The 19602-nt window shown below is 59.7% G+C and carries 16 protein-coding genes and 1 pseudogene; 8 read left to right on the forward strand and 9 right to left on the reverse strand.

The features are described from left to right. Positions 1 to 85: 85 nt before the first annotated feature. Positions 86 to 1066 carry an NAD-dependent epimerase/dehydratase family protein gene (locus DVS29_RS16780; protein ID WP_118181598.1) on the reverse strand — a complete coding sequence of 327 codons (981 nt, stop codon included), beginning with the start codon at positions 1064 to 1066 and terminating at the stop codon, positions 86 to 88. A gap of 228 nt (positions 1067 to 1294) precedes the next feature. Here DVS29_RS16780 and DVS29_RS16785 point away from each other — a divergent pair, with 228 nt between their 5' ends. From DVS29_RS16785 to DVS29_RS38335, 4 genes and pseudogenes are all read left to right on the forward strand, one after another. Then, the gene (locus tag DVS29_RS16785) at positions 1295 to 2629 is read left to right on the forward strand and encodes an MFS transporter (protein WP_118181599.1); all 1335 of its coding nucleotides are present in this window, start codon (positions 1295 to 1297) and stop codon (positions 2627 to 2629) included. Positions 2630 to 2738: 109 nt separating this feature from the next. Beyond that, the gene (locus DVS29_RS16790; RefSeq protein WP_118181600.1) at positions 2739 to 3776 is read left to right on the forward strand and encodes an amidohydrolase family protein; all 1038 of its coding nucleotides are present in this window, start codon (positions 2739 to 2741) and stop codon (positions 3774 to 3776) included. Between the two features lie 53 nt (positions 3777 to 3829). Beyond that, positions 3830 to 4119: pseudogene (locus tag DVS29_RS37845) on the forward strand (transposase); the annotation flags it as partial. A 477-nt stretch (positions 4120 to 4596) separates the two neighbouring features. Beyond that, on the forward strand, positions 4597 to 4890 hold the full coding sequence (locus DVS29_RS38335) for a helix-turn-helix domain-containing protein (RefSeq protein WP_118181602.1): 294 nt from the start codon (positions 4597 to 4599) through the stop codon (positions 4888 to 4890). 655 nt (positions 4891 to 5545) lie between these two features. Here the strand turns inward: DVS29_RS38335 and DVS29_RS16805 are convergent. The 7 genes from DVS29_RS16805 to DVS29_RS16835 all read right to left on the reverse strand — a co-directional run bounded on the left by DVS29_RS16805 (position 5546) and on the right by DVS29_RS16835 (position 15968). Then, the gene (locus DVS29_RS16805; RefSeq protein WP_118181603.1) at positions 5546 to 6976 is read right to left on the reverse strand and encodes an aldehyde dehydrogenase family protein; all 1431 of its coding nucleotides are present in this window, start codon (positions 6974 to 6976) and stop codon (positions 5546 to 5548) included. Further along, positions 6973 to 8724 (reverse strand): NAD(P)-binding domain-containing protein, encoded by a 1752-nt coding sequence (locus DVS29_RS16810; RefSeq protein WP_118181604.1) that lies wholly within the window; start codon positions 8722 to 8724, stop codon positions 6973 to 6975. The genes DVS29_RS16805 and DVS29_RS16810 overlap by 4 nt, the downstream gene beginning before the upstream one ends. 23 nt (positions 8725 to 8747) lie before the next feature. After that, the gene (locus DVS29_RS16815) at positions 8748 to 9722 is read right to left on the reverse strand and encodes a Bug family tripartite tricarboxylate transporter substrate binding protein (protein ID WP_240655651.1); all 975 of its coding nucleotides are present in this window, start codon (positions 9720 to 9722) and stop codon (positions 8748 to 8750) included. A gap of 99 nt (positions 9723 to 9821) precedes the next feature. Continuing rightward, the gene (locus DVS29_RS16820) at positions 9822 to 11198 is read right to left on the reverse strand and encodes an MmgE/PrpD family protein (RefSeq protein ID WP_118181605.1); all 1377 of its coding nucleotides are present in this window, start codon (positions 11196 to 11198) and stop codon (positions 9822 to 9824) included. 353 nt (positions 11199 to 11551) lie between these two features. Beyond that, positions 11552 to 12643 carry an amidohydrolase family protein gene (locus tag DVS29_RS16825; protein ID WP_240655652.1) on the reverse strand — a complete coding sequence of 364 codons (1092 nt, stop codon included), beginning with the start codon at positions 12641 to 12643 and terminating at the stop codon, positions 11552 to 11554. Between the two features lie 68 nt (positions 12644 to 12711). Next, on the reverse strand, positions 12712 to 14559 hold the full coding sequence (locus DVS29_RS16830; RefSeq protein WP_118181607.1) for an NAD-binding protein: 1848 nt from the start codon (positions 14557 to 14559) through the stop codon (positions 12712 to 12714). Between the two features lie 44 nt (positions 14560 to 14603). After that, entirely contained in the window at positions 14604 to 15968 is a 1365-nt protein-coding gene (locus DVS29_RS16835) for an MFS transporter (protein WP_240655653.1), read from the reverse strand. On the opposite strand from DVS29_RS16835, the gene DVS29_RS36910 reads away from it, so the two are divergent. Then, positions 15967 to 16146, forward strand: a complete 180-nt coding sequence (locus tag DVS29_RS36910) for a hypothetical protein (protein ID WP_124800660.1) — start codon at positions 15967 to 15969, stop codon at positions 16144 to 16146. The genes DVS29_RS16835 and DVS29_RS36910 overlap by 2 nt on opposite strands. Positions 16147 to 16150: 4 nt before the next feature. On the opposite strand, the gene DVS29_RS16840 is transcribed toward DVS29_RS36910, so the two are convergent. Continuing rightward, on the reverse strand, positions 16151 to 16387 hold the full coding sequence (locus DVS29_RS16840) for a rubredoxin (protein WP_205962466.1): 237 nt from the start codon (positions 16385 to 16387) through the stop codon (positions 16151 to 16153). 346 nt (positions 16388 to 16733) lie between these two features. On the opposite strand from DVS29_RS16840, the gene DVS29_RS16845 reads away from it, so the two are divergent. The 3 genes from DVS29_RS16845 (at position 16734) to DVS29_RS16855 (ending at position 19565) form a co-directional block, all read left to right on the forward strand. Continuing rightward, positions 16734 to 17903, forward strand: coding sequence for a thiolase domain-containing protein (locus DVS29_RS16845; protein ID WP_118181608.1), 1170 nt, complete (start codon positions 16734 to 16736; stop codon positions 17901 to 17903). Positions 17904 to 17908: 5 nt separating this feature from the next. Next, positions 17909 to 18310, forward strand: a complete 402-nt coding sequence (locus tag DVS29_RS16850; RefSeq protein ID WP_118181609.1) for a Zn-ribbon domain-containing OB-fold protein — start codon at positions 17909 to 17911, stop codon at positions 18308 to 18310. 88 nt (positions 18311 to 18398) lie between these two features. Beyond that, positions 18399 to 19565 (forward strand): lactonase family protein, encoded by a 1167-nt coding sequence (locus DVS29_RS16855; RefSeq protein WP_118181610.1) that lies wholly within the window; start codon positions 18399 to 18401, stop codon positions 19563 to 19565. Positions 19566 to 19602 lie beyond the last annotated feature (37 nt).

Below are 19602 nucleotides of genomic sequence, written 5' to 3' on the forward strand. Positions count from 1 at the left end.
CAAAAATCGGGCTTGCCAGTACGAGAACGAGAAATATAGTGCCGGCCATGTTCGTTCATGGCCGGCCTGCCGTCGATTATCCTGTTCAACGGGTCTGGCCGTTCCGGTACGTCCGGTACCTGGCCGCGTACTCGGCGACACCCTGTCTAATCTGCAACTGTGGTGTCCAGTCGAGGAGATCCCTTGCCAACGTGATGTCCAGCGGCACCCGACTCTTGACGTTTTCTTCCTCAAGCGGAGTCAATGCGTCACCGATGTCGATGTCGGCGCCATTTACGGTATGGCGAACGATTTCCGCAATCTCAGCTGGCGATACCAGATTTCCTGCAGCGACATTAACGACATGCGAGCGTCCCGCATACGGGCCTTCGTAATCCACCGCTTTCGCCACGGCGCGACTCACGTCGAGCACGTGAGTCAGGTCCCGCTTCATTCGCCCCCCAGTCGCGAACACCGTTTTTAGTCCGTCAACGGCATTCTCGACCATCGGCTTGATGTAAAGCGGCGTGCGCATACCGAATCCATACACCGCAGCAATCCGAAGTGCGAGAAAATCGATCCCGTGAAACTGGCTGTACGACATGCCAATGGCTTCCGCGATCATCTTGGAAGTCCCATAGTGCGCGGAGGGATTCGCGTTAGATACAGAAAAGACCGGATCGGTTTCCTTCTGGACAGAACCCACTCCGGCATGGCACGCCGTGTTACTCGAGATCAGGACAACCTTTTTCACCTCATGCTTGCGTGCGACTTCGCATACGTTGACGAACCCCATGACGTTGGTCTGGTAAAAACCACCGGGATCCTCAAGCGACGGCTCGAAACCTACGCGCGCCGCCGCATGCACCACGGCGTCCGGCTTGACTTCCTCGCAGACCGCGGACAGTGCTGCGACGTCGGAAATTTCGCCCAGACTCAGGACGCCCGCCAGTTCCGGCGCAACCGACGCAAGGTCCGACATGACGTGCGCACGGTCGTACAAGTGGACGTCATGTCCTGCGCTGCGCAAGGCGTTGAAAATATACGCACCGAGAAATCCCGCACCACCGGTGAGAAGAACCTTCATGAACTATCCCTTATCAAATGCGGCCGGTTAAGGCCGGTGGGCGCTCGCCGCCCTGAGTGCTCCAAGCCCGATTATGAGGCCCACATGTTGAAACATTAAAGTTCCACTGATCGAAACCAATTCTAAAAATATTGACCCTTGCCTAGAATCGGAATAGATTGCTTTCCGGTGGTCGAGCATCTGCAGCCTGATCGCTAGAACGATATCGAAAAATTACGGAGACAGACGATGGCAAGCACAGCATCGACCGCGCGGCAAAAGCGACTGATCATTGCATCCACGTTCATCGGATCGACAATCGAGTGGTACGACTTTTTCATCTTCGGCACGGTCTCAGCACTCTTCCTCAACAAGCTGTTTTTCCCTGCCGTCGATCCTACGATGGGAACCATTTTCGGTTTCATGACGTTCGCGACGGCGTGGCTGGTCCGCCCGATCGGAGGCGTGGTCGCCGGACACCTGGGCGACAGGATCGGCCGCAAGACTACGCTGTTGTGGAGCTTCATCATCATGGGAGCCGCGACGACGCTCATCGGGTTGCTGCCTACATACGAGAGTGCCGGATACGTCGGTGCGGTTCTCCTTGTCCTGCTTCGCATCGTGCAGGGTCTGTCGGCGGGCGCCGAGTACGGTGGTGCGATCGTGGCTGTAGTCGAGCACGCCGATGAATCGCGACGCGGCCTGTTCGGCAGCGTTCCCCAGAGTGCAGCATTCTTCGGTCTCCTGCTCGGAAATCTGACCTTCCTGGCAATGACGACGCTCGACAAACAGGCGCTAATGAATTGGGGTTGGCGTGTGCCATTCGTGCTGAGTGCAGCGATGCTGATGGTTGGCATCTATATCCGGAACAGGGTTGCCGAGTCGCCGGCGTTCGTGAAGGCAAAGGCCGCGGGAAATATCGAAAAACTACCTGTGATGACCGTGCTCCGCGAGTTCCCGCGGCAACTCCTAGGCGTACTGTTCGCCCAGGCGGCGCCCAACACGTTTTTCTATACCTGCGCCGTGGCGATGGTGTCGTATGCGGTATCGAAGCTCAAGATGAACCAGGCTGACATGCTGATCGCCGTATCGATCGGCGCGGCAGTGGAAATGCTGATGATCCCGGTCTATGGGATTCTCTCCGACAGGATCGGGCGTCGAAAGGTATTCGTCTGGGGTATTGCTGCACTTCTTATCGGTGCAATTCCGTTTTGTCTCGCCGTCGAGGCCCGCTCCTACGCCGGCATGGTCGCAGGCTACGTCTGGGTACTTGGCGTGGGACACGCCGCTTGCCATAGTTCGCAGGCTTCGCTTTTTTCGGATATGTTCCCCACATCGGTCCGGTACACTGGAATTTCCGCGGGATATCAGATGTCCGGGGCAATCTTCGGTGGCCCCCTACCAATCGTCGCGACCATCCTTATCGCTTATCAGAACGGTGGCATCCGCCTCTTCTTCGGTTACGCAATGCTGATCGGTCTCGTGAGCCTCATCGCCATCATGGCCAGCAAGCCCCACTATTCTCTCGTGGGTAGCGCCGGCGGTCAGCGTGGACGCGAGCACCAGATCAACACGGTGCCCTGAACGGAGGATCCATACTGCCGGCGTAGACGGACTCCGTTCGCGCCGGCCGCACCAAACGGCAGCCACGTGACGGTTGCTTCGTTCTTGTCGTTACGGATTACTCGCCCGCATGCCTGACGAATCCATCCAAGCTGTGCTGAAAGCGCACCCCGCTGTACGCGCGGACTGGCTCGCCACATACTCCGAAGAAGTCATCGCGCCTGAACTTGAGGTCGTCGATCCTCATCATCACCTCTGGAATCATCCGGGGGATCGATACCTCTATGACCAGGCCGTGGAAGACTTTTCGTCTGGTCACAAAGTCACCGCGACGGTTCATGTACAGTGCCGGTCGATGTATCGGGAGCATGGCCCCGAAGTTCTGAAGCCCGTTGGCGAGACAGAGTTTGTGCGCAGAATCGCCGCGCGGACCGCGCAAACGGATCAGCCTATCCAGATTTGTGCGGGCATCGTAGGCACCGTCGATCTGCTACTCGGCCAGGCTGTACAGCCGGCACTCGAAGCCCACGTCGAAGCCGGCGAAGGACAGTTTCGCGGCATTCGACCTACCGTCGTCTGGCATGAGAACCGGGAGATACTTCCGGTAAGCGCCCCCGCCGGGGTTTTACAGTCGAATCAGGCGCACGCCGCCGCGACCTGTATCCGGAAGATGGGAATGACGCTTGACCTGTGGGCGTTTTTTACCCAACTGGGCGAGGTCGCGCAGTTCTGTGAAGCGCATCCGGATCTGACCGTCATAATTAATCATACCGGTGGTCCACTAGGTATTGGTCCATATCGGGGCAGGCGTGACGAGGTTTTTTCCGAATGGCGTGACAGAATTCAGGATCTATCGGAACTGCCGAACACGGTGATGAAACTCGGTGGCCTCGCCATGCGGTACGCAGGCTTTGTGTTCAACGAACGGACCTCGCCCCCTTCTTCCGATGAACTGGTCGCCGCCTGGAAGCCCTACATGCGTCTATGCATCGATCTTTTTGGTCCGAAGCGTTGCATGTTTGAAAGCAACTTTCCTGTCGACAAGGCGATGTGCAGTTACAGGGCTCTTTGGAATGCGTACAAGAAAATGACTTCGGATCTAACGCCGGTGGAACGTCAGGATCTATTCTCCGCGACGGCAGCCCGGGTTTATCGCATCGCGGTGTGAACGTCAAAACCTTTCGAGTCAGATTCGACCGACGTACGCTTATCGCCAAACTATTCAACTGGTCTCGCGTGATCGCCGACTCCTCCTCAATCGGTGCTGTGGGCGCACGTCAAAAACGGGATCGAGTCCCACAGACCGCGCGCGGCACGGCTCAACGCGCCACCTTATCACCGACGCGTACGGCATCCCGCTCGTGGTGATACCGACCGGCGCCAAACTCGACGACCTCACTCAGCTTCAGGCGCTGGTAGACGCCATCTTGCCCATCGGCGGTAAGCCTGGCAGACCGCTATCGAAGCCTCGGGTCGTTCAGGGCGACAGCGGCCACGGTCACGACAAGCATTGACGTCCGTTGCATGCTGCAGGCATGGCTACAGAAATTGCTATCCGTCGGCGTTCGTCATCTACCGATCAAGCGCCATAACTGAACCGATGGTCGTAGCTGCATCGAATCGCCCTGCTTCGATCTCCTCCGCAAGTAAGAGCAAACGTCCCAACTCTCCGCCGCGCGCGATGATTGCCTCTTGAATGGACGGGCTTATGGGCAATGCACCGATGAACTCCTCCGGACCTGTCCCGTTCGGAATGTGCGCCAATGATAGAAGCCCGGCAAGCCACGCACTCTGTGAGAACTCTGGATCTCTTGAACGGTACTCTTTCGCGGCACACTCCATAAACGTCGATCGCCGCTCGATCATACTAAGCAAGGGGTCGATACCTGACAGTCGTTCTTCAAAGCGCAAGGCACAATTACACCGACTAGCTGAAGTCTATCCCCTCGGATGTCACACCAGGGCGAATCAAGCGCGCAATCGATTTTATGTATGCCAATGCTGGTCAGCCTTTGCGTCTATCACAAATAGCTGAGTCGGCCGCGCTAAGCGTGCGCGGACTTCAGGCGGGCTTCATGCGTCACAGAGGCATGAAGCCAATGAACGTTTTGCGCAAGGTCCGACTGGAGCGGGTTCGAGAGGACCTACTGAACGATGCCATCCTCGGCAGCTGCGAACAAATCGTAGCTCGTTGGGGGTTCACAAACTTTCACAGGTTTTCCCAGACCTACATAAGTGCATTTGGAGAATCCCCTCGTGAGACATTTCGGAAGGCGCGCTGATAGCACGCGACTCTGAATCCAGGCGCGTTTGAAGATTGGGAGCGTGCGAAACTGCACTGCCAAAGGCATGATCGCGATAGTCTCAGAAGGCGTGAACTGGGTAGGAACTTCCATAAGAAAGGTAGAGGCATCCGAACCGGACCGGGTTGTGTGGAGATGTCAGAAACGTCGAACCTGCTTTCACGTGATCGCCCACAACAAATTCCTCGCGCCTGCATCGACTGAACCGTTAGCCCTAGTCGCCATTGACCGTGGATTGACGTAGCTCAAGCCGCTTGCACAATGGAGAGGCGGCGGCCGGATAGCCGCAGAATGAGCAATCCGGATATTGCCACCCGGCCCTCGAGTAGACGCTTGCTCGCGACCAAATGCAACGTTCGTCGTCGACTCCGGGCGGACGTTCCGACGCGACGCGCCCGATGCTGGTAGCAACACGGCTCGCAGCCGTCGAAACGCGAGGCGCGCACGAACAAGGGAGCATACCGAAGTCAATCCCCGTCGCGACACATGTTCTACGCTAGGCGAAACGTCGCACCGGTCAACCCTCGCCCACTCGCGACTGCGTGTATGCCCAGGCGCAGCGGACCGAGCCAATGACTTGACCCAATAGCAGGCCGTATCTCCGACTGCATACGCCGGACACTGGCCGCAAGCCTTACGACAGCACGCCTGCAAAGCCAAGCATCGCTTTGACCTCGAGGTACTCCTCCAGACCGAAAACCCCCATTTCGCGACCGTTACCTGACTGCTTGTAGCCACCCATCGGAGCGACGTTATTGGACGGCGCTCCGTTAAGGAAAATCCGGCCCGCCTGCATGCGCTCTGCGACTTCACGTGCAAGTTCCCAATTCGAGGAGAAAATGTAGCCTCCGAGCCCATACCGCGTGCCGTTAGCGATTTCGACGGCCTCGTCAACATCCCGATATGAAATGACCGAAAGCACCGGCCCGAAAATCTCTTCCTGTGCGATTGTCATGTCCGGTTTGACCGACGAAAACACTGTGGGTCGGATGAAGAAGCCTCTTGTGATCCCTTCCGGCCGGCCGGGGCCACCTGTTACCACTGCCGCGCCCTCTTCGATCCCCCTCTCGATAAATCGCTGCACTCGCGCGAACTGGGCACTGTTGACGACAGGGCCCATGGTAGTCGCGGAATCGAGCGGATCGCCTACTCGCACTTGCGCGGCTTCTTTTCTGATCAGGTCGGTCAGCGTATCGACCTGACGTTCGGACACGAGCATGCGCGTCGGAGAATGGCAGGACTGCCCCGTATTCGAAAAGCCCCGGGAGACATTGAACCGCGCAGCAGCGACAAGATCCGCGTCAGGCAGAATGATGTTGGCAGACTTCCCACCCAGTTCCTGGCATACCCGCTTCACGGTGCCGGCCGCAGCCTGAGCCACCATCACACCGGCGCGCGTGGACCCGGTGAACGAAACCATATCGATGCCGGGATGGCTGGAGATCGCCTCGCCAACGGTCGGGCCATCACCATTCACCAGATTGAACACTCCCGGCGGAACTCCCGCCGAGTCGAGCGCCTCCGCCAAGACGACAGCGCTGAGGGGGGTGAATTCGCTCGGCTTCGCGACGACGGTACAACCCGCTGCGAATGCCGATGCCAGTTTCTGGCACAGCAGCTGCAAAGGCCAGTTCCACGCGGAGATAAGGCCACAGACACCGATCGGCTCGCGGCGAACCACGTTGTCGCCGAGCATGTGCTCGAAAGAGTAGTCACGCAGCGTCACAATTGCCTGGCGGAAGGCCTGTACTGCCGTGCCGGTCTGTCCCTTCAGACTGCTGGGCGCACCCATCTCCTCGGTTACCGCATCCATCAGGTCCGATTCGCGCTTCAGCATCGACTCGACGACGTTGCCAAGCAGTTCCATCCGCCATTCCTTCTTCGACTGGGAGAAGGATGAGAATGCTCGTCGGGCTGCAGCGACCGCCAGGTCGACATCCTCGGCGCTTCCGAGCGTAACGTGTCCGTACACGTCTTCAGTTGCGGGGTTGATCAGTTCGAAGAGGCCCGTACCTGCAGGCTCCGTCCATTTCCCATCGATATAAAACCGGTCAAGCTTTTTCATGATTTCTCGATTCCCTGAAAAGAGTCGATTCCATAGAGGCGGCCGACTTCATCGATCTGTGCCGCCTGTCCCAACATTCTTGATCCGGCCTCTAGCACCGTCCTTGCCAGATTGAGCAGGGGTAAAGGCGCCCCGGCCGCACATCCCATGCGACCGATCAGTTGCTGATCTTTAACGACCGTCCTCAGACTCGCGTCGGCCGTAGGAGAGCCCGTCATGATTGAGCGCAGGATCCGGTCGAGCGCACCCGAAGCGCTCGCCCCTGTCGACAGGGCAGCGCGCAACGTGTCGATCCGCAAGCCGGAAGCTGCTGCTACGGACAACATCTCATAGACGATCAGCCGGTTGCCCGCACCAAGCGAATTTTTGACCAGCTTGATCGCCTGCCCGGAACCCGGCTCTCCGAAATACACGACCTCCCCCCCCATCGCTTCGAGTATCGGCCTCACACGGGAGAACGCCGACTTCTGTCCACCGCACATCGTGACGAGACTACCGTTGCGGGCTCCGTCGGGCCCGCCTGTCACGGGCGCGTCGATCATCGCCACCCCTGCAACCGCCAGTCGCTCACCGAAGCGAATGGATTCGGCCGGGTTGCACGTCGTCTGGTCGATCACGATCGTTCCGTGGCGCAGGCCTGTATACATCCCGCCGACACCAAAGAGGATCTGTTCAACCTCTTTCGCGCTGGGAACGCAAAGAAAGATCAGGTCACATACCGCAGCGAGTGAAGCGACGTCCGCAGCAGCACGTGCACCTTCCCTCTTCAGATGCGCGACCTTCGCAGGATCAGGATCGTAAACGTGGAGCTCCCGGGCAACCCGCAGGGCTTGCATTGCCAGAGCACTGCCCATTGCCCCCAACCCGACGTAGCCGATAATCGGCGAAGGCGGGGCATCGGCTTCCGCAGACTCATCTTCCTTACTGGTTACCAGTTTGTCTCTTCGCAGTCCTATGAGCCTTTCATAGCCGGCGAACGGATCTGCCGCATCCTGCCCGTCGTTGACGCCATTGACCGGTTCGAGGCTTAACAGAGCCAGAGCGGCGGAAGTCAGGGGAAGCGGCAGGCTCAGTGCCATTCCCACATTGACGAGGTTTCCCAGCATCCTCGTGACCGGCCCCGACTCTCCGGTCTCATCGCGATCCCCATGAAGCAGGCCATCAAAGAATATCTCCGCCTGCCGGCTGCGCCCGCTGCTCCGACCAATCACCGACGCGGCCAGGTCGACGGGTAAGCCAGCACGCGCGCCAAGGTCGGCCGCTTCAATGGCCATCATCCGGCCGAGCGCACAGGTTGCAAGCCGGATCAGTGCGACCAGCCGGGCGTCCTCCGCACGGGAGCCGCAATAAACTGGGTCCAACGACATCAGCGCGAAGATCGACGCGGCCGTTTCACTCGCCACGGCGTCACCGGACAGAAAAACACGTCCCCCGGGCTTTTCATCGAGCGCCAATGCGGCCGATACGACCGGTCCATTCACCGTCGTCGCGAGACAGGGAGCTGCTTCGCGCGACTGCTCGTCTACCAGCACCACGATTACGGCGTTCGATGCTGGCTTCCGGGCGGTGAGAACCTGCCTACTGAGCTTCGGACTCACGTCGGAGGCGATCAGGACGCATGTTAAATCGAGGGTCGCTAACCTGATGCCCTGCTCCTCGCCCGCGCTCACCCACGTCAAGGCATCGAGTTTGCGCAAAGCAGTCAACCATTTCCCAGATGGTTTTCCGACACATACGACCGATCGCATCTTTGCTCCTCAGCTTTACGCGACTACTGCCTGGGAATTCCCATCGTCTTGATCATGTCCTGATTGTCGGTCAGATCTTTCTTCAGGAACGCAGCGGAGTCTGCAGTAGTCTTGTAGAACGGTTCGGTTCCCTGGGCTTGCAGTTTCGCTTTCAATGCGGGATCGCTGAGCACCTTCGACATCGCGTCGTTCAGCTTCTTGATGACGTCTGGGGGCGTTCCTGCGGGTGCGAACAGCCCGAGCCAGTAGTAATAGGTGAAGCCGGGCAAACCTTGCTGGGCCGTCGTGGGAACGTCTGCGAGCACGGGCAGGCGCGAGTCGCTGGTGACGGCGAGTGCCTTGAGGAGTCCTCCATGAATACCCGCCGCGCTGCTGCCATAAGCGTCGATCATAAAGCTTACCCGTCCTGCTATCACATCAGGCATGGCCGCGCCGTTGCCTTTGTAGGGGACATGCTGCATCTGAAGATTCGCCTGCTTGAGCATCATCGCAGCAGCGATATGCGTCGTCGTTCCGATGCCGGCCGAACCAAAGCTGATCTGTCCGGGATGCGCCTTCGCGTCGGCGACGAGATCGCTGAAGCTCTTGTAGTTCGACTTTGCACCGGCGACGACGAGGGCCGGCGAGCGAGCGAAGGTTCCTACGAAAGCAAAGTCTTTCAGAGCGTCGTATCCCGGCTCCTTGTTAACCGCTTCTTGGATGGAAAGGGTGCTTCCGGTAGACATCAGGGTGTATCCGTCCGCCGGCTGCTCCTTCGTATATCGAATACCCACCAACCCCCCCGCCCCAGTCCGGTTGTCGACGAGTACGGACTGGCCAAGCACCTCACCGAGTTTTTGTGCAACGACACGGGTCGTCACGTCGCCCCACCCGCCAGCCGACACGGGGACGATGATTCTTATCGTTCGGGATGGAAATTCGGCCGATGAAGCAATGCCCGAAAAAGCGCCGGTCGCAGCGACGAGCATCCCGACTGCAATCCTGTTCAGTGTTTTCACTTGCATCTCCTCACTCCAGTTTCGCGCGCGACCGCACTGTATGACGGCTGTGTTGCGCGATGGTTAACTCAATTGCGCCAACGCGGCGCAAGTCTCCTCTCACGACGGCGTATCCGCTTCTATCGTGTCGATCAACTCACTGATGGATGTCAGTGCGTTCAATTCCTGGATCTGACTGAAACTCGCGGCCACCTTCCCTGCGCTCACCCCACCGTATGGCATGAGCGCCTCATACTTCTGCCTGACTTCGGCCCAGTGAATACCACGAACCGCCGCGCCCTTTGGCGCTTGCACGGAAGCCTCGTGGACCGCACCATCGACCGTCGTTATCCGCACGATCGCGCCGCTCTTGAAGTCGATCTTGTTCGGAACGTCAATGTCGAGCCGCGTGACACGATCGAAGAGCGAGCGGATGCGTGGATCTGCAATCTTTTCAGGAAGCGCATGCTGCCAGCCATACTCGCGGTCAGCCGCGCCCGCAGCAGCGAAGTAGAAGGGGCTGTGGGCGATACCGATCAGATCGGTCGGGTGTTTCGGCCCGGGAAACGGATAGTCGGGCAGCGTGAATTCGATTTCCTTGATGTCGGCCACATCGAGATCGCCCTTTTCTGCTGCGATGGCCGCGGCTTCCGCAACCGCATGGAAGGGAGAGCCCCCGGGTACCAGCTTGATGCCCAGTTCTGCCTGGAGACTCCACTTGCTGCCTAGCTGCCCGACGACGTCCTGTGCGTGGTTGCCCGTGCCAAGCGTATCGAAGAAACCTCTCGGCATCTCGAAACCAGTCAGATCTGCGGTGTATCCATGCTTCGCAGCTTCGGCAGCCGACACGCCCATCATCGCTGCATTGCCCGCGTGATATTCGCGCGCGAGGCTCGTAGCTGCGACGGCATGCAGACCGCCCAACGACGTTGCTGCGAGAACCAGCGCATGGGCAGCCTGCTCAGGCTGCAGCCTGAGCAGGCGTGCCGTAGCTGCAGCCGCAGCAAAGGTCGCGACCACACAACCATGAAAGCCCTTGCGTTGCAGGCCGCCGATCATTGCGGTATTGATGTTTCCCGCGACTTCATATCCCGCGACCACCGCCTCCAGCACCTGCTGCCCATTTGCCTTGCAGGCTTCACCCACGGCCATGGCGGCCGCACAGGCTTGTGTACCGCTATGCACAATGTTGCGAAGGTCACTGTCATCGGACGCAGCCGCATCGCTCATGAGGGCGTTCAGGCGCGCGGCGGCTACGGCTGGCATCCTGTCCCACCCGCCGAACCAGATCGTACTGACCGGAAATCCGCCGCGCTCCTTTTCGAGCTTCCTGATCAGTTTGCTCGATTGCAGCGTCGATCCCAGCGCTGCACTCGCCAGGGTGCTGGCCACCAGCATCTTTCCGTGTTCTGCGACGTCGCTCGGGAAGCTTGCAAGATCCGCATCCGCGATGAAGCGGCCGTAGCGCTGCGCAACTGTTTCAGTGCGATAAGACAAATCCGTCTCCTGTCGATATTTTTACTGGCCCTGCTTGCCGGCTCGGTCAGGACCGCTTTTCCAGATGCGAACCAAAGCTGGCGAAAACGGAACCTGTTCATTTGACTTTACGACTGCAACAGGATTCGAGTCAACAAAAAAGAAACTCATTCCACTGAATGAAACTAATAGACATGACGTAACGTTGTGCTTTCTTGCGAGGAAGGACCGGTTGCGGAGTGAGGCGCGCTCGCCTGAAATTCCAGTGGGCCAGCGGGAGTAGCGCCGATACCGATGGGGCCCGGGGCGGCGCTTCCACCCGCGAGCCTGCGTTTGCGGTGACCGATGCAGGGAGCGATACAGCGAAGGAACGCCTATTGCTGCCTTACGACCGGTTTCTCGAGGCTGTAGACCTGGGCGGCTGTGCCACTGTAGAGCGCGAGCTTTTCTGCCGGCGAGAAGCTCTCGGTAATCCGCTTGAACGCATTCCAGAGAACACCGTACCCGCATGTCTGCTTGTCAACCGGGAAGTTGCTTTCAAACATGCATCGTTCGGGGCCGAACAGGTCTATGCACGTTTCGACGTATGGACTCCAGTGCTTTGCCAGATCTTCGGAGGACGGCGGCGTGTCGCGAAGATGGAAATTCCATCCGGCGTATAGCATCCCCAGTCCACCGATCTTCACCGATACGTTCGGGCAACTGGCGACCGGCTTCAGGTTTTCACGCCACGCGTTGAAGACGGCAGCTCGATCAGTGTGCGGGTCAACGCCGAGGACACCCCCCGCATGATCCATGACTACCGTGGAGTCGGGATAATCACGCAGAAGCGAAACCAGGTCAGGCAGTTGCGGGTAGAAGAGCCATGCATCGAATGCGAGACCCATCGGAGCGAGTCTTGCGAATCCGCGCCGGAAAGCCGGGTCGGAGAGAAGATGTGGCTTTGCGAAGGTCCGCCCATACCCGGCGCTGCCGCTGTCCCGGGTAGCGCCATGTCGGATGCCCTTGAGCCGCTTGCCTCCGGCCGCTGCCATCGCGTCGAGAACGGCCTGCACGTCGTCTCCGAGAGTCAGATCCGCGTGAGCGACGATCCCTTCGCAAAGTCGCGGCCCATCCGGCATCTGGATCGCGCAAGTCTCCGCGAATGAACGGGCGAATTCGACCTCACCGACGGGCTGCATCGACGCCGGGCCGTCCTTCCGGTATCCGGACTTGAACTGCACGAAGACCGTCGATTCGATACGGTGTCCGCTCGACAGATCGTGCATCAGTTCCGAGGACATGTACCGTCCACGTTCGTCATCCCATACATGATGATGCGGATCGATGATGGGAAGATCCGGTTCGAGCGCATCTTCGCGCAGCAGATCGGCCCACTTCGCCAGTTCCGCAATCGGACGGTGGGTCGTTCCCTTGAACGCGACACCTGCAGCCCCGGAGGACTGCATCACTTCATTCCTGTTCATGCTGTGCCAACCTTTGCGACAGAATTCACTGAAACGGAAAAGCAGTTGCACATCGCGTAGCGCGCGTCCTACCGAACCGGCTCGACGCCACCCGATTCGACACTCCGCACTTCGACGCCAGCCCATCGCTCATACTGCCGTGCCACGGCCGTCACGTCGTCGGTCGGACCGGTGCACGCCTGCACGAGGCCGTAGATGCCCCGTACCTTGTCGAAGATCCAGGTGGTCACGCCGAGTCGACGCGCCTCGTCGGTCGCAGCAGTGAGTCGGGCGAACGTCTCGCCCAGGCTGAAGCCGTAGTTGAAGTGACGTGTTGCCACCTCGCAAGGCAGAATTCGCGAACTTGCCGCGTTGCGCCCCGTTTCGATGCCCATGATTTTCGCCATCTGCCCGGGCGTCAACCCCGCCTTGGCGCCGGCAACGTACGCTTCGCTCGTGACCACCAGCAGCGTCGCGAACAGCGACGCATGGATGTTCAGCATCAGATGTGCGGCGCCCGCTGCCGAGCCGATCCGGAAGGCGTCGCGGCACAGGTTCACGATCACATGGCCCGCGGCATCGATGGCCAAGGCATCCCCCCCGACGACGATCACGCCATCGCCTGCCGCAATATCGCGGTGTGTGCCCGTGTGAAGCGCGTCGCAATACGGGATCCCCGGACCAAGAAGCGCCTTCATCCTGGCGGCCTTGCTCATGGCCATCGCGCACATGTTCACAACTGCGGCACCGCCATCGGCAGCTTCTGCGATGCCGGCCGCCATCGACTCTTCTGCCCCCGCTGCTACGCCGAGAAGTGTCACGCCGATCGGGGAACCGTTCGGCAACCGCAAACGGATCAGGTGCGCGTCTTCATCGTCTTGCTGGCCGAGGTATCCTGAGGCGACCAGTCTGTCGGCCAGTTCGCGGACGTCCGCGAGGGCGCAGATCAGCACCAGCGATCGATGCGCGGGTTCGGAAAATGAAATCCGGCAGGACGGCTCCTCTTCCGCGCTGGAAACCTCGATGCCGGCCCAAGGTTCGAGGTATGTGATCAGGGAGGTGCCATCGCGGTCGCTTCCTCCCTGCGTGGATGCGAACTTCCAGATCTGCTGGACGGTCTGCGCCACCCACATTGGTACGCCGCGACTCTGCGCTTCTTCGACCGACAGGCTGATGTCCTTCGCCGTAATCGCCATCCGTGCGCCGAAATCGAAACGGCGGGGCAACACCGATCGCGCGAACTTGTTCCGCGAGGCACTGGAACTCGCGTCTCCCGAATTGATAATCTCGAGCATCCGTCGCGGCGCAAGTCCACCCTTGACGCCCAGAATGAACGCCTCGCACGTCGACGCCATTCCAGTCGCAGACAACAGGTTGTTCAGTAATTTAAGGGTCTGCGCCTTACCCGACTCCTCATCAAGATAGAGCACCGTGGCACTGGCAAGGGTTGCCACGACTGCAGCGACCTTTTCGTATGCAGCCCGAGGCCCCGAGCACATGATTCCCAATGTGCCGTTACCTGCGGTCGTGACGTTTCCTGTAATCGGAGAATCGAGCAGCGCTATATCCCGGGTCGCAAGGCCTTCCGCGACTTCTTTGGCGAAGCTCGCTCCCGTCGTCGAAAAATCGACCACGACACGAACGGCAGAACCACCGGCAACACCGGCTTCACCGAAGACGACATCGCGGATCGCGGGTAGAGACGGCAGACACAGCAGGACAATGCTGCATTGATCTGCCACTTCCCTGGCCGAAGCCGCCGCGTGCGCGCCCAGTGCGACGACAGAATCGACCGCCGAACGGTTGAAGTCGTTGACGACCAGCCTGTAGCCCTGCCGGGCAAGATGGCGCGCCATAGGCGCGCCCATGGCGCCAAGTCCGATGAAACCGATCGATGTGTCGAGATCGAATTCCGCTTTCAGTTCTGCCGTGTCCATGCACTCTTACCGTGGTTAGCTCATGCCCGGAGCCGGGATGATGATCAAATTGAAGTGTCCTGACGTTCCCGCAGCGCGGCGGCCGGCACGCCGACCAGGATGATCACACCTCCGGCGAGCGCGATTGCCGCGATGGTGTACAGTCCGATCGCGATGCTGTGAGTATTCGTCATGAGCCATCCGAGCCAGGTTGGCGTGAGAAGCGACCCCGCCTGTCCCAGGCTGCTCATTAACGCGATACCCGCTGCGACCGATGCGGCCGAGAAATACGCCGGTGGAATCGTCCAGAACATCGTACTGCCCGCGTAGTAGGCGATGCCGAGCAACGAGAGGCATCCGATCGTCAGCACGGGATTGCTGCCCACCTGGGGTAGAAGCACGAGGCCAACCGCTCCGATCGAGATCGAGAAGAAGTAATGCCAGCGTCTTTCCACGCGTTTGTCGGAATGTCGAGCGATCAGAACCATCCCGATCGCCCCGAAAATCGACGGTATCGCCGAAAGCAGCGCTACATGCAGAATGTCTTTCACTCCTGCCCGATGAATGATCGTGGGAATCCAGTAATTCATTACGATGCCAAGCATTGGCGTAACCAGTGAAGCGAGAACGACCACGTAGACTCGTGGGTCGCGCAGAACCGCGACCAACCCCTGATGGCCAGTCGATCCTTTGAACTTCCTGTCTGCCTGGATGTTGTCGATCAGAATCTGCCTCTCAGTCTCTGTTAGCCACTTAGCGTCCTTCGGCCTGTCGTCGAGATAGAAGTAGGCGATGACGCCAAGCAGGACGGCCGGTAGCCCCTCAATCAGGAAAAGCCACTGCCAGTCACGCAGTCCCGCCACGTTGTTGAAGCTGTGAAGGATCCATCCGGCGATGGGGCCGCCGATGATTCCCGAAACGGCGATCGACAGCAGGAAGCGTGAAGTGATACGCGCACGTCGAGCCGACGGGAACCAGTAGGTCAGGTAAAGCAGAAGCCCAGGGTAGAAACCGGCTTCAGCGGCACCGAGAAGGATGCGTGCAATGTAAAACTGGGTGGTGTTATGGATGAACATCATCGAACACGTTACTGCGCCCCATAGCACCATGATGCGGGTCATGGTGAGCCTCGCCCCGATTTTCTCAAGCATCAGATTGCTGGGCACCTCGAAAAGCACATAGCCAATCGAAAAGAGACCAACCCCCAAACCGTACGCAGCGTCCGAAAGGCCAAGATCCTGGGAGAGCGACATCTTCGCGAAGCCAAGGTTGACCCGATCGAGGTAGTTCACGACCCAGCACAGAAAAAGAAACGGCACGAGACGAAACGCAACCTTGCGATACGTGTGCTGAATCTGCTGGTCGGTTACGACCGAATTGCCGACGCTTTCACCCCACTTTTCGATGGGTGACTGCACTGAGTGGTTCATGGGTGTCTCCTTCAACCGTCATCTGCGGCTGAGTCGTTTTTGTGCGAACTACCAGATCCCGGCTCGACCGACCCTGAAGGCGTCATTGAACCGTTGCCTGAATGCATCTCTTGCCTGCGGCCCGGGTGACAGTCGCGCGGCGAAGGTGGTGCGCGGACATGCCCAGCCGCTGCGCTGAAGACCTAGACCTCCACCATGTCGAAGTCGGCCTTACCTACCGAGCATTCTGGGCAAACCCAGTCGTCCGGCACGTCTTCCCAGCGCGTACCCGGCGCAATGCCTTCCGACGGCAGACCCTCCGCCTCGTCGTAGATAAAACCACACAAAGCGCATTGCCAGATCCTGAATTCCGCCTGCGGCTGAGACTTAGCAATTTCCGTCGTCACTTCTTTCACCTGTTCAATCATGATCTTCTCCATGACAGCGCGCCAGCGCTGACAACCCATATGGATGCCGGGCCATCAGGTGTCGCCTGATCAGTAGCCTCCGGCTCGGGCAGCCGCGCCGATGAAGCCAGAAATACCGGATCGGCCTCCACCTGCGGCGACCTCCACTACGCGCGAGCACGTCATTCCGCGATTTTCAGTCCGTTTCGCAGAAGAACTTCCGAGCGTAAAGCGATGGTATCATGGTTCTGACTGATAGCATCGATTCCACTGAGTGGAACAAAGAAACGGAAAAATACAGTCATCGAAACCTTGAACATCCCCGGCGACAAGACGGTTTGACGCTGCGGATGCATCACTGAGACAGGAGACGTACCGTATGACAATCAGAGGCAAGGCCTATATCGTCGGTGCCTACGAACACCCGTTGCGCAAGGCGCCCAATCACTCTGTTGCCCAGCTGCACGCTGAGGTCGCGAAGGGTGCGATCGAGGACGCCGGTCTTACACGCGACGACATCGACGGCTTTTTCTGCGCTGGTGACGCTCCCGGCGCAAACGCATGGTCGCTGTCGGACTATCTGAATCTGACGAGGCTGCGCCACATCGATTCGACAGACATGGGCGGCTGCTCATACCTGATCCACGTGGCGCACGCCGCGCAGGCGATTGCGGCAGGCAAGTGCAATGTCGCGCTCGTGACGCTTGCCGGCCGGCCCAACTCCGAAGGGAGCGCTGGAACACAGGTGCGCAACCGGGGCGCCCACCTCCCCGACGCTCCGTTTGAAATTCCATACGGTCCTGTACCGCTCAACCTCTATGCAATGGCGGCAAAACGCCATATGCACGAATTCGGGACGACAAACGAGCAGCTGGCATGGGTCAAGGTGGCCGCTTCCCACCACGCGCAATACAACGAGCATGCGATGCTGCGTTCCGTCGTGTCCGTCGAGGACGTTCTGGCATCGCCAATGATCTCGGACCCGCTTCACCGGCTTGATTCGTGCGTCGTCAGCGACGGCGGGGGCGCCATCGTGATTGCACGACCGGAGATCGCAAAGTCGCTTTCACGCCCCCGCGTGCGCGTGCTTGGCTGCGGCGAGTCGGCCAAGCACCTGACGGGAGGGGATATCGACCTCACCTACACGACAGCCGCGTGGACCGGACCACGAGCCTTCGAAGAGGCTGCGGTGACGCCCGCAGACATCCAGTACGCGTCGATCTACGACAGCTTCACCATCACGGTGATCCTACAGCTTGAGGACCTCGGGTTCTGCCCGAAGGGCGAAGGTGGCCGGTTCGTCGCCGATGGCAACCTGATCTCCGGCACGGGAAGGCTGCCCTTCAACACCGACGGCGGCGGCCTCTGTAACAACCACCCATCGAATCGCGGCGGAATGACGAAAATCATCGAGGCGGTAAGACAGTTGCGCGCTGAAGCCCATCCGTCCGTACAGGTACCGAACTGCGCGCTTGCTCTCGCCACTGGCATTGGTGGCGCGATCGGAAGTCGCCATGGCGGCGCAACCGTCATCCTTGAAAGGGAGTAACTCGCATGACTTCAACCGTCGTAGAACGCGTGATCAAGGATCCCGCTATCAATCCCGGTGACGAGCCTTACTTCGAGGCGGCCGATAGAGGACAGCTGGTGCTCAGGTTCTGCACGAGCTGCCGCCGGCCTCATCACTATCCCCGGGCCCTGTGCCCTTTCTGCTGGAGCACCGACCTGTCGTGGAAGGAGGCCGCTGGAACTGGCGAAATCTACTCGTACAGCGTCATGCGGCGAGGCACTGGGGCACCCTATTGCATCGCTTATGTGAAGCTGGACGACGGTCCCAAGATGCTCACCAATATCGTCGACACCGACTGTGACGCGATCGCAATTGGGCAGCGGGTTCGGGTAGTTTTCAAGAGATCCGAAAGCGGCGTCGCCATCCCGATGTTCACGCCGGTCTGACATGCAATCCTTGACCGGGTGGGCTGCCGCACGACAGTGACAAGGACGGCGAACCCGCCCGTTACGCCGAAATCTGGAGCCCCGAGCAATGAGCCTCATTCCGCTTTTCAGTGCCGTCGACGATACCCTGACACGCTACGATCTCGACGTCGCTTCCGCAACCCTGACCCGACGGGAAAGTATCCGGACTGCCGCAAAAGTCCAGTATGCCTGGCGTCATCCGCATCGCCCTTATCTTTACGTGGCGACCAGCGCTGCGGGGCCGCGCGTACCCTCCGATTTCAACCACGTGAGTGCGTACAGGATCGACCATGGCGGGTCGCTGACCAGACACGGCCCGTCACGTCCGCTTGAGCGACGAGCTGTCCATATCTGCGTAGATCCGGATGGAAAGTACCTTCTGAGCGCGCACAACTTTCCGCGCAGCGGTCTGACCGTTCACGCCCTTCTGGAAGACGGCACCATCGGCGAGCCCGTTACTCAGGGCGGTGTCCCTGACTGCGGGGCCTATCCCCATCAGGTTCGTGTGCTGCCGTCGGCGCAGGCAGCGTTGATCGTCGACCGCGGAAACCACGCCCGGCCGGACAAGACGGAGGATCCCGGCGCCCTGAGGCTGTTCCCGTTTTCGCACGGCGTCCTCTCGCCGGGCGAGGTGATCGCGCCGGATCGGGGCTACGGCTTCGGCCCAAGGCACGTCGATTTTCATCCCACTCGGCCGTGGATGTATGTTTCGGACGAGCGCACAAACCAGCTCTACATGTTCCGGGTGACCGACAGCACCATCGCGAGCGAGCCGGCATATCGTTGCAGCCTGCTTGAAACGCCCGACCGCGTAGACGCCCGGCAACTGGGCGGCCCCATCCACGTCCACCCCTCGGGTCGATATGTATACGTGGCGAACCGCGCCGACCGGACAGAGGAAATCGATGGCCAGAAGGTTTTCGCGGGCGGCGAGAACAGCATCGCCGTGTTCAGGATCGACCCGTCGACAGGCGAACCGACGCTTGTGCAGCATGCCGACACGCGAAGCGTTCACGTTCGAACTTTTGCGTGCGACCCTACCGGCAGACTACTGGTGACGGCGAGCATCAAACCGCTCGCGGCAAACGTCGAGGGCGAAATCAAGCCGATCCCGGCCGCCCTCACGGTATTCCGGGTGCACGACGACGGCTCGCTCGCGTATGCCCATCAATACCCGATCGACACGCACGATGGTCAGTTGCAGTACTGGATGGGCATCGTTGCGGTAGCCTGACATTAGAAGCGAAAGGCAGCCTCTGCGCTGCCTCCGC

The sequence above is a fragment of the Paraburkholderia phosphatilytica genome (assembly GCF_003443895.1).
Lineage (GTDB): Bacteria > Pseudomonadota > Gammaproteobacteria > Burkholderiales > Burkholderiaceae > Paraburkholderia > Paraburkholderia phosphatilytica.

Bases quoted from the DNA above. Each gene is read 5' to 3' on its own strand.
- DVS29_RS16780 (WP_118181598.1), bottom strand. From the start codon at position 1,066: ATGAAGGTTCTTCTCACCGGTGGTGCGGGATTTCTCGGTGCGTATATT.
- DVS29_RS16785 (WP_118181599.1), top strand. From the start codon at position 1,295: ATGGCAAGCACAGCATCGACCGCGCGGCAAAAGCGACTGATCATTGCA.
- DVS29_RS16790 (WP_118181600.1), top strand. From the start codon at position 2,739: ATGCCTGACGAATCCATCCAAGCTGTGCTGAAAGCGCACCCCGCTGTA.
- DVS29_RS38335 (WP_118181602.1), top strand. From the start codon at position 4,597: ATGTATGCCAATGCTGGTCAGCCTTTGCGTCTATCACAAATAGCTGAG.
- DVS29_RS16805 (WP_118181603.1), bottom strand. From the start codon at position 6,976: ATGAAAAAGCTTGACCGGTTTTATATCGATGGGAAATGGACGGAGCCT.
- DVS29_RS16810 (WP_118181604.1), bottom strand. From the start codon at position 8,724: ATGCGATCGGTCGTATGTGTCGGAAAACCATCTGGGAAATGGTTGACT.
- DVS29_RS16825 (WP_240655652.1), bottom strand. From the start codon at position 12,643: ATGAACAGGAATGAAGTGATGCAGTCCTCCGGGGCTGCAGGTGTCGCG.
- DVS29_RS16830 (WP_118181607.1), bottom strand. From the start codon at position 14,559: ATGGACACGGCAGAACTGAAAGCGGAATTCGATCTCGACACATCGATC.
- DVS29_RS36910 (WP_124800660.1), top strand. From the start codon at position 15,967: ATGGGTGTCTCCTTCAACCGTCATCTGCGGCTGAGTCGTTTTTGTGCG.
- DVS29_RS16835 (WP_240655653.1), bottom strand. From the start codon at position 15,968: ATGAACCACTCAGTGCAGTCACCCATCGAAAAGTGGGGTGAAAGCGTC.
- DVS29_RS16840 (WP_205962466.1), bottom strand. From the start codon at position 16,387: ATGGAGAAGATCATGATTGAACAGGTGAAAGAAGTGACGACGGAAATT.
- DVS29_RS16845 (WP_118181608.1), top strand. From the start codon at position 16,734: ATGACAATCAGAGGCAAGGCCTATATCGTCGGTGCCTACGAACACCCG.
- DVS29_RS16850 (WP_118181609.1), top strand. From the start codon at position 17,909: ATGACTTCAACCGTCGTAGAACGCGTGATCAAGGATCCCGCTATCAAT.
- DVS29_RS16855 (WP_118181610.1), top strand. From the start codon at position 18,399: ATGAGCCTCATTCCGCTTTTCAGTGCCGTCGACGATACCCTGACACGC.